Raw genomic sequence first — 16,057 nt, 5'->3', positions numbered from 1 at the left:
TTGTTTCGGCCCCGTCACGCGGCCTTTTTGGTCCCACCCCACAGAACCAGCCCAAAAGCGCCGACAAAGATGGCGATGTCGGCCACATTAAAGGCGTAGGGGTTGGAAATTCCGCAACACGACATGTTGATGAAATCGGCAACGGCCCCGTAAAGCAAGCGGTCCACCACATTGCCCAAGGCGCCCCCGATCAGCAGGCCAGCGGATAGCAACCCGATCCGTCCGGGCCGATCGCGGCCAACCCACCAAAGAACCACTAGGCAAATGATCAGCGCCAACGCGATCAGCCCCCACCGTGCCAGATCGGAATTTTGGGAAAACAGCCCGAAATTGACGCCATAATTCCACGCCATGCGTAGATTGAGAATCGGCGGAAGAACGTCGATTTCACCGCGCACACGCAGATCCAGCATATGCACGACAATATATTTACTGGCCTGGTCGGCCAGAAAGGTCCAGAACCCTGCCCAGAACACTGTGATCATCTGCTCGTCCTCAATGCCGGGCGCTGATGCGCCTCTTTTCATTGTTGTTTCCGGCGAGTTTAGCACAAACCCACCGGAAACCATTGTTTTTTTCTTTTCCACTCAGTGGCGGAAATGGCGCATGCCAGTCAGCACCATTGCCAAACCGGCTTCATCGGCGGCTTTGATGACTTCATCGTCGCGCATTGATCCACCCGGCTGAATGACGCAGGACGCGCCAGCGGCGGCGGCTTCCAGCAGGCCATCGGCGAAGGGGAAGAACGCGTCGGAGGCCACGGCAGACCCTTTGGTCAGCGGTTCGGCCAATCCAAGCGCGTCGGCCATTCGTTCGGCCTTCTTGGCGGCGATCAGGGCCGAATCGACCCGGCTCATCTGACCTGCTCCGACACCGACGGTGGCCCCGTCTTTTACATAGACGATGGCGTTCGATTTGACGTGTTTCGCCACTTTCCAGGCGAACAGAAGGTCTTTCATCTGTTCGTCGGTCGGGGCGATCTTGGTCACCACCTTCAGATCGTCCAACCCGATGAAGCCGTTATCGCGGTCCTGCACCAGCATTCCGCCCGACACTTGGCGATAAGTCAGGCCCGGGGCGGAGGTATCCGCCAGCTGCGGGGTGATCAACAGGCGCAGGTTCTTTTTCTTGGCAAAGATTTCCTGTGCGGCTTCATCTGCGCCCGGCGCAATCACGACTTCGGTGAAAATCTCGGTGATCTTGGTAGCGGTGGCCGCGTCCAACGGCTGATTCAGCGCCACGATACCGCCGAAGGCCGAGGTGCGGTCGCAATCGAATGCGCTGGAATAAGCGTCTTCCAGCGTCGCACCACGCGCCACGCCGCAAGGATTGGCGTGTTTGATGATGGCGCAGGCCGGGCCGTCCTTGGGTAGAAATTCCGACACCAGTTCAAAGGCCGCATCGGTGTCGTTGATGTTGTTGTAGCTGAGTTCTTTGCCCTGCAATTGCTTGGCTGCTGCCACGCCGGGGCGATTCGACCCGTCGGTGTAGAAGGCCGCGTTCTGGTGCGAATTTTCGCCATAGCGCAGCGACTGCGCGAACGTTCCGGCAAAGACGCGGCGGCGCGGTTGTTTTTCACCGATCGCATCGGCCATCCAGGTGCTGACGGCGGCGTCGTAGGCACCGGTGCGGGCATAAGCGATCTGCGCCAGTTTCTGCCGGAAGGCGCGGCTGGTCTGGCCATCATTGGCATCCAGTTCGGCCAGCAGGGTGTCATAGTCTTCGACATCGACCACGGTGGCGACGAAACCATGATTCTTGGCCGCCGCGCGGATCATTGCCGGACCGCCGATATCGATGTTTTCGATACAGGTGTCGTAATCCGCCCCCTTGGCAACGGTTTCTTCGAACGGGTAGAGGTTGACGACCAGCAGGTCGATACCGCCGATGTCATGTTCTTCCATCGCAGCGACATGATCGTCATTGTCGCGCAGCGCCAGCAAACCACCATGCACTTTGGGATGCAGCGTCTTGACCCGCCCATCCATCATTTCCGGGAACCCGGTAACCTCGGCCACGTCTTTGACGTTCAGACCTGCTTCGCGCATCGCCTTGGCGCTGCCGCCAGTGGACAGCAATTCCACCCCGCGGGTCGACAAGGCTTTGGCCAGGTCGATCAGGCCTGTTTTATCAGATACGGAAATCAGCGCGCGGCGCACGGGATATAGGTCGGTCATGGGGCAGCTCTCTGCTTGGTTCAGGTCAGGTCCGGCTCGTCCCGGTTCAGGTCGCGGATGCTGATTGGCGTGTCTTGCGCCTTGGCAAGCGACCACCGGGTGCGCGTCGCATAGTCCATCGCGCGGCCGGATAAAACGATTTGTTTGGTCGCACGGGGCCGTAAACGGCCTTTTTCCAGATAAACCGACGGTTCCAACGTCATTTTCATCTTGGCGTCGTGCCGGAACACCCACAGTTCACCGCTTTTCAGCGCCAGCGAAATTGCAGCCCCGCCCATGTCGATGGTGGCATCGACTTCGGGGTGCAAATGAAAACGGACCTGAAACGGCACACCTTGCAATTGCGACCGTGTCATCGCTTTGTCGAATCTTTGCCGCTCGGACGGTTCGATGGCGACCAGCAGATCTTCGCCTACCATGCCGCGCCCGTCGAAAGTCAGTTCCAGCGTCCGGGCATGGGTCAAGCCGTGGGTTTTGGCATAGCCGTCATGACCACCTTCAAATCGGACCCCATCCGAGGCCTGCGACATTTGCACCGGCACTTTTTTCGGTATGTCGAGCAGCATATCGACCTTCGAAGCGCTGGCTCCGAAGCGGGAACTGGAATAGCCCTCGATGGACAGGGTGGAATGGCTTGGCGTGGCGCGCCCGGCCCGACGCCATTCGGCCCCGAACACCGCGCCAGATCCGCAATTGACCACCAACGGGCGACGACCCGAAGTTAATTCGAACGCCAAGGTAGAAGCATGGGCATTGCCCGAAGCCCGGGCCCCGGGCGGGGCCGAGGCGTCGATAAGGATGCTGGTGCGCCCGGCGCTGAGCCTTGCATAGCCCATCGCCAGGCCATCGAAATGCCGATCCTTCACCCCCGAGGCCGCCAAGGCGGCATCAAGCCGTCCTTCAATGCCGCGCCCGCCGCCATGGAACCGCGCCAGCCCGCCATCGGCATGGCGCAATGTGCGCAATGTCGGCGCGATCCGGTTGATCGCGGCAGCGTGATCGGCTTCGATATCGTGATCGGTGTCCTGCAATGCCGCTGCCGCCCAGGTTAGCAGGGTGAAGACTTCCAGCAACTCTTCGGGATTGCGGGTCGGAATGCCACCCTGATCATCGATCTGGGACCGGCATTCCCGGGCCAGTGCCTTAACGGCGGGGGTGACATGTTTTTCCATGCCCTGCAACGCCAGCCCGGCATAGATCAACCCGGTCAGCGCCTCGAACCGGGGCAGGCCGGGCGTTGTTTTGTGCCAGCGGCGACTGAGGAAAATCGTCTGATGCGCAAGGCTTCGGTAGAAGGCGTCAGCCGCTTCTTTGTCCTGTCCACGCAGCACGAACAGGGCGTGATGAATCCAGCGGATGATGCGGCGGCCGGTCAGGTCGGGGGTCCAGCCCGGACCCTTGCCGGTGCCATAGCGGTCGACCCATGACCACAGCCAGTCAGCGGCAAGTTTGCGGGTTTGCGGATCGCCGACAGCGGCCAGATCGTCAAGCCAGACAAAGCCCTGGGTTTCTGCATCAAACATCGCATCAGGAGCGGCAATATCCCACAATTGCACATCCTTGGCTTCGATCAGGTGACCGGCGAACAGGTAGTTGCCTGCCAGCAATTGTCGCCCTCGGGCAAAGGATCCGATGGTGCGCGGTTCCGGTTGGCTGACGAACCCGGTAGCCGGACGTGCAAGGCTGCTCCACCGCGCATGCAGGCGGTGCATCCAGCGCGTCATGCGCGCCGATAAACCTTCGCTATGGGACATCTGCTCTGCCTCTTGCGCTCTGACGGCGGAATTGGCGCGAGGATAGCCCGCAACATGGCGTCTGTCACCGATGAAAACCGGAATGGCGGGAATTCGACCCGGTCAGGTCGTCAGGCAGGCCATATAGAACCCGTCCATCCCACCCTGATCGGCCCAGTAATCAGGACGCAGACGCAATCCGCCTTCTTCGGTGATCCATGCCGGATCGATACCGGGCAGGTTCAGGCTGTTGCGGTCGGCTTTCAGGTCAGGATGGCGGGCCAGTGCGTCTTCGATCTGGCATTCGCCTTCGTCCGGTAGCAGCGAACAGGTACAGAAAACCAACCGTCCCCCCGGTTTCAGCAAGGTCAGGGCGTGATCAATCATCTGTTCCTGCAAATCGATCAAAGCACCGAAATCCGATCCGTCCTTGGCCAGCGGCAGATCGGGGTGGCGCCGGATTGTACCGGTGGCCGAACAAGGTGCATCAAGCAAGATCGCGTCATACCGCCCCTGATGGTCCAAAGCGTCGCCGGCAATCAGCCGCGCCTGCAACCCGGTGCGGGTCAGGTTTTCTGTCACCCGGGCGATCCGCGATTCCGACAGGTCAATCGCGGTCACATCGGCTCCGGTCGCGGCCAGTTGCATGGTCTTGCCACCCGGGGCGGCGCACATGTCGAGAACGATTTCGCCGGGCTGCGCATTCAGCACCTTGGCGGGCAGGGCAGCGGCGGCATCCTGAACCCACCAATCCCCGGCATCAAATCCCGGCAGGGCCGAAACCTGACCGGCCTGCTGCAACCGGATCGAACCGGTCGACGTCAGGGTGCCACCGGTGGCCTTCGCCACCGCTGTGGCATCGTTTTTAGCGGTCAGATCCAACGGCGCACCGGCGAAATGGGCCAATTCGAACCCTGCCACCACATCGCCGCTATAGGCCATGACCAAAGGATCGCGCAGCCATTTTGGCAATCTGGGCGCACGCAAATGGGTCCAGGCTTCGGGCCCGGTCGCCGCGATCTTGCGCAGCACCGCATTGACCATGCCTTTCATCGGCTGGGTGCGTTTGTCCTGTGCGGTCAGATTGACCGCCTCGTTGACCACGCCGTGGGCATCGCCACCCTGACAAAGTTCTACCGTTGCCAGCCGCAGGATATTGCGCACGCTCAACGGCGGGTTCTTGCGCAGATGTTTCTGCAACAACCGGTCGGCCCGTTCCAAACCCCGCATCGTTTCCAGTGCCAAACGCTGCGCCCGTGCCCTGTCGGCGGGGTCCAACCCCTGCAAAACCCCTTGTCCCAGCAATTCGGACATCAACCGGTTTTCACCCAGCACCTCGTTCAACAGGGTCAAGGCGGCGCTGCGGGCGGTTTGTTTGGGTTGGGGCGACATGGGTCTCTTTGCTCTTTTAGGATGGGGGCGTATATCAAGGGGGGACGCCAAGAGGAAGAGACCCAATGAGCGAAGACCGCAAAGACTTGCCCGCCGCTGCCATCCGCGCGCTGGCCGAAGCCGAAGACCGCCGCAAGAAAGCAGAAGCCGAGGCGAAAAACATGCCCAAGGAGTTGGGCGGGCGCGACGGGCCGGAGCCGGTGCGCTATGGCGATTGGGAAAAAAAAGGCATCGCCATCGATTTTTGAGGGTGAAGGGGAGAAGTATTTAGATCGCTCAGGAAGTGCCCCAGATCAGTCCAGAATATATTCCTCAATCTGACCTCCGCCTTTGTCGGGGATGAACAGCACCCGTTCCGCGCCGATCCGGACCTTGACGCAGGATTTCCCCTTGTCGGCGGTGCCCCAGAACATCCGCTGGCACAGCTTTTCGTCTTGCCAATACCAGTTGCCAAGAACCGGGCGGCCCCAGGCGCGGCCCTTGATCTGACCCAGATCGTCGAACCTGATCCAGACGAGGAATTGCCGCAGTTTCCGGCCTTCGACCATTTGCAAAAAACTATCGCGGGTGTTCAGCGTACTGAAGCCGGACGCGAATGTCGGCAGTGTACACAGAAATGCAGCAATAAAGACGGAAGTACGTATCATGGGCCTTAGGTGAATTGAGCGACGTCACAGACGGGCATGCAAGCCCCGTGCCGACCGCCCCCTGACCTTATAGGCCCAACACATCCATCATGTCATATTCGCCCGGGCCTTGGGCCTGTCCCCAAAGCGCCGCCTTCAACGCGCCACGGGCAAAGATGGCACGATCGGTGGCGACATGGCGCAACACGATGCGTTCGCCGGCGGCCGCGAATAGCACGTCGTGTTCGCCGACAATGTCGCCGCCCCGAATCGCGCTGAACCCGATATGGCCTTGTTCACGTGCACCGGTGATGCCGTCGCGACCCCGGTCGGCAACATTGTCCAAGGATACGCCACGGCCTTCTGCGGCGGCTTCGCCCAGCATCAGCGCGGTGCCCGATGGCGCATCGACCTTCTTGTTGTGATGGGCTTCGATCACCTCGATATCGAAATCTTCGTCCAGCGCGGCGGCCACGGTCTTGGTCAGCTGTACCAGCAGGTTCACGCCTAGTGACATGTTCCCGGCGCGGATTATCGGCGCATGGCGGGCGGCAGCGTTGATTTTCAACAGGTCTTCGTCGGACAATCCTGTGGTGCCGATCACATGTACCGCGCGTGCTTGCGCAGCGAGGGCTGCGAATCCCACCGTTGCTGCAGGTGAGGTGAAATCGATCACCGCCTGCGCATGCGCAAACAATTCAAGCGGATCATCACTGACCGCAACGCCAACTGCGGCACCGCCCATGCAGGTGCCCACGTCACGGCCGATCCAGTCATGACCGGGGCGTTCCACCACGCCCACCAGCCGGGCCTTGTCGCTGTCCTGCACGGTCTTGATCAGCATCTGGCCCATCCGGCCCGATGCTCCGGTAATGACGATCCCCGGCAAATTGGTCATGGCTCTGCTCCGATAACTGCTTTGCGCCTGCATAGCGAAGCATTGCCCGCTTGGCAAAGGGAGCCGGAAGGCTTAAGTGCGGGGCATGGCAAAAGGTAACTATTCTCATGGCGGCGGTCCCAGCACGCGGCAGCTCAGGGTCGGGGAACTGATCCGCCGGACGATGTCCGAAGTGCTTATGCGTGGTGATATCCACGACACTGACCTGAACCGCATGTCGATCACCGTGGGCGAGGTGCGCACGTCGCCCGATCTGCGGGTAGCGACTTGTTTCGTGCTACCGCTTGGCGGCAAGAACGGCGACGAAGCGATCAAGGCACTGGCACGCAACCAATGGGAATTGCGCCGGATCATCGGCCGCAAATGCGGGCTGAAACATGCACCCGAACTGCGCTTTCTGCTGGATGACACTTTTGATCGGATGGATGAAACCCGCCGTCTGCTTGACCGCGAGGACGTGCGCCGCGATCTGGACAAAGAATGAATGCGGCCCGGGTGATCCCGGTTCTGGCGGTTGCGCTGTCTTTGTTCGGTTCTGTCGCTGGCGCGGTCGATTGCCAAGACATGGAATTTGACGGCCAGTCCTATACGATCTGCGAAACCGATTCGGCGCGCGAAGACCTGCGGTTGTTCTTGCGCGATGATCAGGACCAGATTCTGGGACAGTTCAGCCGGGTCGATGCGACGCTGGAACAAAGTGGCGAAACCCTGATTTTTGCGATGAATGCGGGGATGTATCATTTCGACCGGCAGCCCGTCGGCCATTATCTGGAAAACGGTATTCGACAGAAGCCGGTGATCGAAGGCGCCAGTCCGGGCAATTTCGGCCTGCTTCCCAACGGGGTGTTCTGCATCGGTGATCGGGTGGCGCGCGTTTACGAAACGCATCGCTATTTGGCGGACCGTCCCGATTGCCGTTTTGCCACTCAATCCGGGCCGATGCTGGTGATCGACGGCGCACTGCATCCAAGATTCCTGATCGACAGCACGTCACGTTTTATCCGCAACGGGGTGGGTACGTCTGACTCTGGTGATCGCGTGGTGTTCGCGATTTCCAATGAGCGGGTCACGTTTCACGACTTCGGACGACTGTTTCGCGATGGGCTGAAATTGCCGCAGGCACTGTATTTCGATGGCAAAGTTTCGCGGCTTTATGCACCAGCATTGCAGCGGCATGATCCCGGCCTGCCGCTAGGCCCGATTGTCGGAATCGTTGTCCCAAAGCAGACAGAGTAAAATTGACAGGCTGGCGGCCATGGGTTAGGTCGCCCGCCCATTGTATCAGTCAGGACACATCATGGCGCGCAGACGTAAGGGACGGGACATTTCGGGTTGGCTGGTCGTGGACAAACCCGCCGGGGTGACCTCGTCCGCCGTGGTCAACAAGGCGCGCTGGGCGCTGAACGCGAACAAGGCGGGACATGCCGGTACGCTGGACCCGGAAGCAACGGGCGTTCTGGCCATCGCCTTGGGCGAGGCCACCAAGACTGTACCTTTCATCACCGATGCGCTGAAAGCCTATCGGTTTACCGTGCGATTGGGACAGGCCACCAACACCGACGATGCCGAAGGCGAAGTGATCGCGACCAGCGATATGCGCCCGACGGATGACGACATCAAAGAAGCGCTGAGCGGTTTTCTGGGCGATATCATGCAGGTACCGCCGAAGTTTTCAGCGGTGAAAATCGACGGTCAGCGCGCCTATAAACTGGCCCGAGCGGACGAAGAGTTCGAAATCGCTGCCCGGCCTTTGTGGGTCGAGGAACTGATCTTGAACGACCGCCCAGATGCCAATCATGTAGAATTGGAAATGGTCTGTGGCAAGGGTGGTTATGTCCGCGCCATCGCCCGCGATTTGGGTGAAAAGCTGGGCTGCTATGGTCATGTGCAGCGACTGCGCCGGATCTGGTCGGGGCCGTTCGATGCCGAAGATGGCATCACTTGGGACCAGTTGGAATCGATGGCCCGAACACCCGAATTGGACGCTTACCTGCGCCCATTGGAACAGGGTTTGGCCGATCTGCCCGAGGTCAAGGCCACCGCCGAAGGGGCGACCCGGATGCGCAATGGCAATCCCGGCATGGTGATCGCCCATAACGTGGAATTTGGCGAAGAATGCTGGGCCTCTTTCGAAGGTGAAGCCGTGGCTGTGGGCGTTTACAAGGCAGGCGAACTGCATCCGAGCAGGGTCTTCGTGAAAGCCTGAGGCGCGATTTGATCCGGCGCTGCGGCGGGCTTGGTTTTTAAGCCAATCGCACCTAAATACAGCCTTCAGATGGACAGATAGGGCAAGGCCCGATAGACAGCTTCAATGGCCCAGACAAAGTCAGACCCCAATTACAAAGTCATCGCCGAAAATCGGCGCGCACGGTATGATTATGCCATTGAGGAAGATGTCGAATGCGGCATCATCCTGCAAGGCTCCGAAGTCAAATCACTGCGCGAAAATTCTGCCAATATCGCCGAAAGCTATGCCAATGTCGAAGACGGCGAATTGTGGCTGATCAATTCCTATATCGCGCCTTATGATCCGGCCAAGACTTGGGGGCACGAGGAACGCCGCCGGCGCAAGCTGCTGGTGTCTCGGAAAGAGTTGGCCAAAATGTGGAGCGCGACACAGCGCAAGGGAATGACGTTGGTTCCGCTGGTGCTGTATTTCAACCACAAAGGATTGGTGAAGCTGAAGATCGGCGTCGCCAAGGGTAAGAAATCGCATGACAAGCGTGAAACCGAAGCCAAGCGCGATTGGGGACGTCAGAAGCAACGCCTGCTGCGCCACGGCGAATAAGCCACCTTTGTTTGATTCTGCCCGATACCCGGAAACGCGGTAGGTCCTGTCTTTGCATGGCAAAATAACGTGTAAGAGCGGGTATCCGAAGGGTGCCCGCTCTTGTCAGCTTGGCCGTTGCATTGTAGGCAAACAAGTGAGTTATCGAAGGGGGCCCTCATGGCAATTGACGATCCCAAGACACTGGTTTCAACCGACTGGCTGGCGGCGCATCTGAAAGATCCGGATTTGCGCATTCTGGATGCGAGCACGCCGTTCGTGGGCGAAACGCGCGATACCCTGGCGGAATATGAAAAGGCTCATATCCCCAACGCACGGTTCTTCCATATCGATGAAATCAGCGATCACCGCTCAGATTTGCCGCATATGGTGCCGCCGGTGGAAAAATTCATGAGCCGATTGCGCGCTATGGGCGTCGGCGACGGTCATCAGGTGGTGGTTTACGATTCCGCCGGGCTTTATTCCGCTGCCCGCGTCTGGTGGCTGTTCCGGCTGATGGGGCAGGACAATATCGCGGTGCTGGATGGCGGGTTGAAGAAGTGGATTGCCGAAGGGCGCGACCTCGAAGACCTGCCACCGATCGTGCGTGATCGCCACATGACGGTGCGGCGTCAGGCCCATCTGGTCAAGGATGTGACGCAGGTTTCATCGGCCTCCAAGCTGGGTGATTACGAAATCGTCGATGCGCGTTCGGCCGAACGGTTCCGGGGTGATGTCGACGAACCCCGTGCCGGATTGCGCCGCGGCCATGTTCCGGGATCGAAGAATGTGCCGTTCACCGAATTGCTGGAAACCGACGGTACGATGAAATCGCGCGATGCGATTCGCGCCGTATTCGATGCCGCCGGCGTCGATCTGGACAAGCCGATCATCACCACCTGCGGCACCGGTGTGACTGCTGCCATCCTTTGCCTTGCGCTGGAACGGATGGGAAAAACCGATCACGCGCTTTATGACGGGTCTTGGACCGAATGGGGCGCGTTCCCTACCTTGCCTGTCGCCACTGGAGAAGCCTGAACATGTTCAGCAATTTGAAAGAACAACCCGCGGACAAGATCCTTGCGCTGATGCAGCTGTTCAAGGACGATCCGCGACCACAGAAAATCGATCTGGGCGTTGGCGTTTACAAGAACGCCGAAGGCATCACCCCGGTGATGCGCGCCGTGAAGGCCGCCGAAAAGCAGCTGTGGGAAACTCAGGAAACCAAGTCCTATGTCGGGCTGGCCGGTGACCCGGCCTTTGCCGACGCGATGATCAGCCTTGTGCTGGGCGACATGGTGGCGCGCGAAAACGTTGCCGCAGCCGCAACACCGGGGGGCACCGGGGCGTGCCGTCAGGCCTTTGAGATGATCCGTATGGCCAATCCGGATGCGCGTGTCTTTGTTTCGAATCCGACCTGGCCGAACCATCTCAGCATCCTGAGTTTCATGAAGATGCCGGTGGTCGAATACCGCTATTTCGACAGCAATACCGGCGGTGTCGATTTCGACGGCATGCTGGCGGATCTGGCACAGGCCAAGCCGGGCGATCTGGTGTTGTTGCATGGTTGTTGCCACAATCCCACCGGGGCCAACCTGAACCTGATCCAATGGCAGATGGTCGTTGATTCGCTGTTGAAAACCGGCGCAACCCCGATGATAGACATCGCCTATCAGGGCTTTGGCGACGGGTTGGAAGACGATGCGGCCGCCACCCGGCTGGTGGCTTCCAGCGTTCCGGAATGCCTGATTGCGGCCAGTTGTTCGAAGAATTTCGGCGTCTACCGCGAACGTACCGGCATCCTTATGGCGGTGGCGCAGGACAGCAGTTTACGCGGCTTGACCCAGGGGACGCTGAATTATCTGAACCGGCAGAATTATTCTTTCCCGCCCGACCATGGTGCGCGGGTGGTGACGATGATCCTGCAAGACCCCGAATTGCGCGCCGATTGGGCGGCAGAATTGGAACAGGTCCGGTTGTCGATGCTGGGGCTGCGCGAACAGTTGGCTGGTGAATTGCAGCGGCTGTCCGGGTCGGATCGTTTCGCCTTTCTTGCACAGCATCGCGGCATGTTTTCGCGGCTTGGTACAACGTCGGAAATGGTCGACCGTTTGCGCGAAGACCACGCGATCTACATGGTCGGCGATTCGCGTCTGAACATTGCCGGTCTGAATAAGGATTCGGTACCTGTTCTGGCCCAGGCGATCATCGATTGCGGCATCTGATACCCTGCCGGGGATGGGGGCGCTGCCCCCGTCGCCCGCTGGGCGACTCCCCCGGAGTATTTTTTGCCAAGATGAAACACTGACACAGCGGACTTGGCGGTTGGGGGATTCCCTGATCGGACGGCAACGACTTAAGGCGGATCGGCATGGCGCGGCGCAAGGGTATTGGCACGGAAACGGTCCCGGCTCGTTTGTTGCCCGAAAATGACGATCTGAAAGATCTCGAGCAGACCGCACCTTTGGGGCTGTTGCCAGCCCCCGAGCGGTTGCTGTTGATCGGATTGACCCGGGTGCAACAAAATTGGGACGGTGTCGCCTGCGTGATCGGGGCTGAGCGCAGCCATTGGGTGCAGATCAGCGCCGACGAGGCGGTGAGTTTCCAAAGTTTTCTGACGCCGCGTCTGGCGGCGGTTCTTGCACCCGACGCTGCGCGTGCGGATGCCGAGGCGGCTGGCGACAGCCTGTCGCAGCCCGAACGGTTGGCGACACAGCTGAGTTCGGCCGATCTGTCCGGCGATGGTCCCGCTATCCTGGGTCATCTGATCGGGGCGGAATTGGCGGCGGCCCGGCCCTATTGGCTGGGCCAGCGAGTGGCGCTGATCGGGGTGGCGCGTTGGGTCGAGGCGTATCGCGCGGCCTTGGCGGCTCAAGGCGTAACGGTCGAAGGGTTTGAAGCGGGCGAATTGGCAGATACCGGGCGGACCGCGCTGCGGCAGCGCGATGGAAAAGACAGCGCCTGAGGGCACAGTCCGCTTGCCAAGATCGGCGCGCCGTGTAACTTTTTGACCAAATGGCCGAAAAATTATCCCCTTCAACCCTCAGGGAGGATCCGGTGCAGAGCGAAACCAAGACCGCGTTTGCGCATTTGCCGCAAGTGACCGAGCCGCGCAATCCGGGTATGGCGCTGGATCTGGATTGGGTGATGCGGGCGCAGGCAAATACTTCGGCCATCGAACGGCGCGCGGCGTCCCTGCCGGGGCGGCGATCGGTCAAGAAAGACTATCAGGCGGCATGGCTGCTGAAGGCAATTACCTGCATCGACCTGACCACATTGGCGGGCGACGATACGGTGGGCCGGGTCGCAAGGCTTTGTGCCAAGGCGCGGCACCCGGTACGGGCCGATATCCTTGACCATCTGGGTGTTTCGGGGATCACCACCGGTGCGGTCTGCGTCTATCACGACATGATCGCGCCAGCTGTGTCGGCACTGGACGGCAGCGGTGTTCCGGTGGCTGCGGTATCTACCGGTTTCCCTGCCGGTTTGTCGCCGTTCAACCTGCGCGTGGCCGAAATCTGCGAAAGCGTGACCGCCGGGGCACATGAAATCGATATCGTGATTTCGCGGCGCCACGTGCTGACCGGCAATTGGCAGGCGCTTTACGACGAAGTAAGTACTTTTCGCCAGGCCTGTGGCGATGCGCATATGAAAACGATCCTGGCGACCGGCGAATTGGGCAGCCTGCGCAACGTGGCGCGCGCCTCATTGATCTGCATGATGGCGGGGGCGGATTTCATCAAGACCTCGACCGGCAAGGAAAACATCAACGCGACCCTGCCGGTGTCCTTGGTGATGATCCGGGCGATCCGCGACTATCACGAACGCACCGGCTACCGCGTCGGCTACAAGCCCGCCGGCGGGATTTCAAAAGCCAAGGACGCGCTGACCTATCTGGCGCTGATCAAAGAGGAGCTGGGCGACCGCTGGTTGCAACCCGACCTGTTCCGCTTCGGTGCCTCGTCGCTGCTGGGCGATATCGAACGGCAGCTGGAACACCATGTCACCGGGGCCTATTCGGCCAGCTACCGCCACGCAATGGGGTAAGGCGCTCGAAGGGGTGCTGCAACAGGAGCTTACCTGCATGACCGTAAAGGACATTTTCGAAACGATGGAGTACGGCCCCGCCCCCGAAAGCGCCGCCGAGGCGCTGGCTTGGCTGGTCGATCAGGGGGATCGGTTCGGCCATTTCATTGATGGTCACTTCACCGCGCCGGGCGACGGGTTCACATCGAAGAACCCCGCCAATGGCGAGGTGCTGGCGACGCTGACGCAGGCGACGCAGGGCGACGTGAATGCCGCCGTCACCGCCGCCCGCAAGGCGCAGCCTAAGTGGGAAAAGCTGGGGGGCCATGGCCGGGCGAAGCACCTCTATGCGATCGCACGACTGTTGCAGAAGCATGCGCGCCTGTTCGCGGTGCTGGAAACGCTGGATAACGGCAAGCCGATCCGGGAATCGCGCGATATCGATGTGCCTTTGGTGCAGCGGCATTTCTATTTCCACGCCGGCATGGCGCAGCTGATGGATTCCGAACTGCCCGACCGCGAAGCCGTGGGCGTCTGCGGTCAGATCATCCCATGGAATTTCCCGCTTCTGATGCTGGCCTGGAAGGTCGCGCCGGCGCTGGCGATGGGCAACACGGTGGTTCTGAAACCGGCCGAATATACCTCGCTCACCGCCCTTTTATTCGCCGATATCTGCCGCAAGGCTGGGTTGCCGAAAGGGGTGGTCAACGTCGTCACCGGCGACGGCGCGGTGGGCGAAATGATCGTGGAACACCCGGACATCGACAAGATCGCCTTCACCGGCTCGACAGAGGTGGGTCGGAAAATCCGCCAAGCGACCGCAGGCAGCGGCAAGGCTCTGACCTTGGAGCTGGGCGGCAAGTCGCCCTATATCGTGTTCGACGACGCCGATCTGGATTCTGCCATCGAAGGTCTGGTCGATGCGATTTGGTTCAATCAAGGGCAGGTCTGTTGCGCAGGATCGCGCCTGTTGGTGCAGGAAGGTATCGCGGGGCGGTTCTATGACAAGCTGAAGGTGCGGATGGACAAGCTGCGCATCGGCAATCCGATGGACAAATGCATCGATATGGGGGCGCTGGCCGATCCAGTGCAATTGCAGACCGTGCGCGACATGGTCGAAGGCTGTCAGGATGGTGAAATCCACCGGGTGAACGCGCAATTGCCTGCTGAAGGTTGTTTTTATCCGCCGACCCTGATCACCGGATTGGAACCGTCGCACCGGCTGATGCAGGAAGAAATCTTTGGCCCGGTTCTGGTCTCCACCACCTTCCGCACCCCCGCCGAGGCGGTGGCGCTGGCCAATAATAGCCGCTACGGGTTGGCCGCCACGGTCTGGACCGAAAACGTGAATCTGGCGCTGGATATTGCGCCGAAACTGGCTGCGGGTGTGGTTTGGGTCAACGCCACCAACCTGTTTGACGCGGCCGCCGGGTTTGGCGGGGTGCGTGAAAGCGGTTATGGCCGCGAAGGTGGTTGGGAGGGCTTGCAAGCCTATACCAAGGCCAAGGGCGGCGCTAAGCCGATCAAGCCGGTGCTTCCTTATTCTGGCGACCGGATCGATGCGGAACATGTCGACCGCACCGCCAAGCTTTATATCGGCGGCAAGCAGGCGCGGCCCGATGGCGGCTATTCCCGCGATGTCTGGTCGAAATCCGGCAAGCATCTGGGCGAGGTGCCGATCGCCAGCCGCAAGGATATCCGCAACGCGGTCGAAGCCGCGCGCGGGGCCGCCGGGTGGTCGAAAACCACCGGCCATCTGCGGGCACAGATCCTGTATTACATCGCCGAAAACCTGTCGGCGCGGGCGGATGAATTCGCCCAGCGGATCGACAGCCTGTCCGGTCATCACGGCGCTAAGGAGGTCGAGGCGTCGATCCGGCGCCTGTTCACATATGCCGCCTGGGCCGACAAATATGACGGCCAGGCCAAGGGGGTGCCGATCCGAGGTGTCGCCTTGTCGATGCGCGAACCGGTTGGCGTGATCGGGGCGATCTGCCCCGATGAAGCGCCGCTTTTGGGGCTGGTTTCACTGATGGCCCCGGCGATTGCGATGGGCAACCGCGTTGTGTTGGCAGCAAGCGAGTCAATGCCTTTGGCCGCGACCGATTTCTATCAGGTGCTTGATACGTCCGATGTTCCCGGCGGCGTGGTCAATATCCTAACCGGTCCGCCTCAGGATCTGGCCAAGACGCTGGCGCAGCATCTGGATGTCGACGCGGTCTGGAGCTTCTCATCCTCTGATATATCGGGCCTGATCGAACGCGAAAGCGCGGGCAACCTGAAACGAAGCTGGGTCAATAACGGGATGGCGCGGGATTGGATGTCATCGGATGGCGAAGGCCGTGCCTTTCTGAACGCTGCGACCGAGGTCAAAACGATCTGGGTGCCTTATGGCGAATAAAAGGCCTGAAGAATTCAGGACGTTGTCCGCATCTGTT

General features: G+C 60.4%; 16 protein-coding genes. 10 read left to right on the top strand and 6 right to left on the bottom strand.

The annotated features are described in order from the left end of the window. Positions 1-14 precede the first annotated feature (14 nt). The 4 genes from lspA to TG4357_RS02975 all read right to left on the bottom strand — a co-directional run bounded on the left by lspA (position 15) and on the right by TG4357_RS02975 (position 5,302). Positions 15-485 (bottom strand): signal peptidase II, encoded by a 471-nt coding sequence (lspA, locus tag TG4357_RS02990; RefSeq protein WP_058261534.1) that lies wholly within the window; start codon positions 483-485, stop codon positions 15-17. 102 nt (positions 486-587) lie between these two features. Next, a complete protein-coding gene (gene purH / locus TG4357_RS02985) occupies positions 588-2,177 on the bottom strand; it encodes a bifunctional phosphoribosylaminoimidazolecarboxamide formyltransferase/IMP cyclohydrolase (RefSeq protein ID WP_058261388.1) in 1,590 nt (529 codons plus the stop codon). 20 nt (positions 2,178-2,197) lie between these two features. Beyond that, a complete protein-coding gene (locus TG4357_RS02980) occupies positions 2,198-3,931 on the bottom strand; it encodes a heparinase II/III family protein (protein WP_058261387.1) in 1,734 nt (577 codons plus the stop codon). A 102-nt stretch (positions 3,932-4,033) separates the two neighbouring features. Continuing rightward, positions 4,034-5,302 carry an RsmB/NOP family class I SAM-dependent RNA methyltransferase gene (locus TG4357_RS02975; protein ID WP_058261386.1) on the bottom strand — a complete coding sequence of 423 codons (1,269 nt, stop codon included), beginning with the start codon at positions 5,300-5,302 and terminating at the stop codon, positions 4,034-4,036. Between the two features lie 65 nt (positions 5,303-5,367). Between TG4357_RS02975 and TG4357_RS02970 the strand changes: the two genes are divergently transcribed. Continuing rightward, positions 5,368-5,550, top strand: a complete 183-nt coding sequence (locus TG4357_RS02970; RefSeq protein ID WP_058261385.1) for a DUF1674 domain-containing protein — start codon at positions 5,368-5,370, stop codon at positions 5,548-5,550. Positions 5,551-5,595: 45 nt separating this feature from the next. Here TG4357_RS02970 and TG4357_RS02965 read toward each other — a convergent pair whose 3' ends face one another. Together TG4357_RS02965 and dapB are read right to left on the bottom strand one after the other, a co-directional pair. Further along, complete coding sequence (locus tag TG4357_RS02965) at positions 5,596-5,949, bottom strand: hypothetical protein (RefSeq protein ID WP_074646963.1); 354 nt, start codon at positions 5,947-5,949, stop codon at positions 5,596-5,598. Between the two features lie 67 nt (positions 5,950-6,016). After that, positions 6,017-6,826, bottom strand: a complete 810-nt coding sequence (gene dapB, locus TG4357_RS02960; RefSeq protein WP_058261383.1) for a 4-hydroxy-tetrahydrodipicolinate reductase — start codon at positions 6,824-6,826, stop codon at positions 6,017-6,019. An 85-nt stretch (positions 6,827-6,911) separates the two neighbouring features. On the opposite strand from dapB, the gene rbfA reads away from it, so the two are divergent. The 9 genes from rbfA to TG4357_RS02915 all read left to right on the top strand — a co-directional run bounded on the left by rbfA (position 6,912) and on the right by TG4357_RS02915 (position 16,020). Further along, positions 6,912-7,310, top strand: coding sequence for a 30S ribosome-binding factor RbfA (gene rbfA / locus TG4357_RS02955; protein ID WP_058261382.1), 399 nt, complete (start codon positions 6,912-6,914; stop codon positions 7,308-7,310). Then, complete coding sequence (locus TG4357_RS02950; protein ID WP_058261381.1) at positions 7,307-8,062, top strand: phosphodiester glycosidase family protein; 756 nt, start codon at positions 7,307-7,309, stop codon at positions 8,060-8,062. Before rbfA ends, TG4357_RS02950 begins: the two co-directional genes overlap by 4 nt. Positions 8,063-8,123: 61 nt before the next feature. Then, on the top strand, positions 8,124-9,032 hold the full coding sequence (truB, locus tag TG4357_RS02945; RefSeq protein WP_058261380.1) for a tRNA pseudouridine(55) synthase TruB: 909 nt from the start codon (positions 8,124-8,126) through the stop codon (positions 9,030-9,032). A 105-nt stretch (positions 9,033-9,137) separates the two neighbouring features. Next, positions 9,138-9,614: an SsrA-binding protein SmpB gene (smpB, locus tag TG4357_RS02940; protein WP_058261379.1), complete on the top strand. Its 477-nt coding sequence runs from the start codon at positions 9,138-9,140 to the stop codon at positions 9,612-9,614. A gap of 159 nt (positions 9,615-9,773) precedes the next feature. Then, complete coding sequence (sseA, locus tag TG4357_RS02935) at positions 9,774-10,631, top strand: 3-mercaptopyruvate sulfurtransferase (RefSeq protein WP_175473935.1); 858 nt, start codon at positions 9,774-9,776, stop codon at positions 10,629-10,631. A gap of 2 nt (positions 10,632-10,633) precedes the next feature. Next, positions 10,634-11,818 carry an amino acid aminotransferase gene (locus TG4357_RS02930; protein WP_058261378.1) on the top strand — a complete coding sequence of 395 codons (1,185 nt, stop codon included), beginning with the start codon at positions 10,634-10,636 and terminating at the stop codon, positions 11,816-11,818. A gap of 146 nt (positions 11,819-11,964) precedes the next feature. Then, positions 11,965-12,558, top strand: a complete 594-nt coding sequence (locus TG4357_RS02925; protein ID WP_058261377.1) for a 2-dehydro-3-deoxygalactonokinase — start codon at positions 11,965-11,967, stop codon at positions 12,556-12,558. Positions 12,559-12,650: 92 nt separating this feature from the next. Beyond that, positions 12,651-13,640, top strand: a complete 990-nt coding sequence (gene deoC / locus TG4357_RS02920) for a deoxyribose-phosphate aldolase (RefSeq protein ID WP_058261376.1) — start codon at positions 12,651-12,653, stop codon at positions 13,638-13,640. Between the two features lie 37 nt (positions 13,641-13,677). After that, positions 13,678-16,020, top strand: coding sequence for an aldehyde dehydrogenase family protein (locus TG4357_RS02915; RefSeq protein WP_058261375.1), 2,343 nt, complete (start codon positions 13,678-13,680; stop codon positions 16,018-16,020). Positions 16,021-16,057 lie beyond the last annotated feature (37 nt).

The organism is Thalassovita gelatinovora, from assembly GCF_001458355.1.
In the GTDB taxonomy this organism is placed as follows: domain Bacteria; phylum Pseudomonadota; class Alphaproteobacteria; order Rhodobacterales; family Rhodobacteraceae; genus Thalassobius; species Thalassobius gelatinovorus.
The sequence above is the reverse complement of the archived record's forward strand: the minus strand, read 5'-3'. Positions and strand labels throughout refer to the sequence as shown.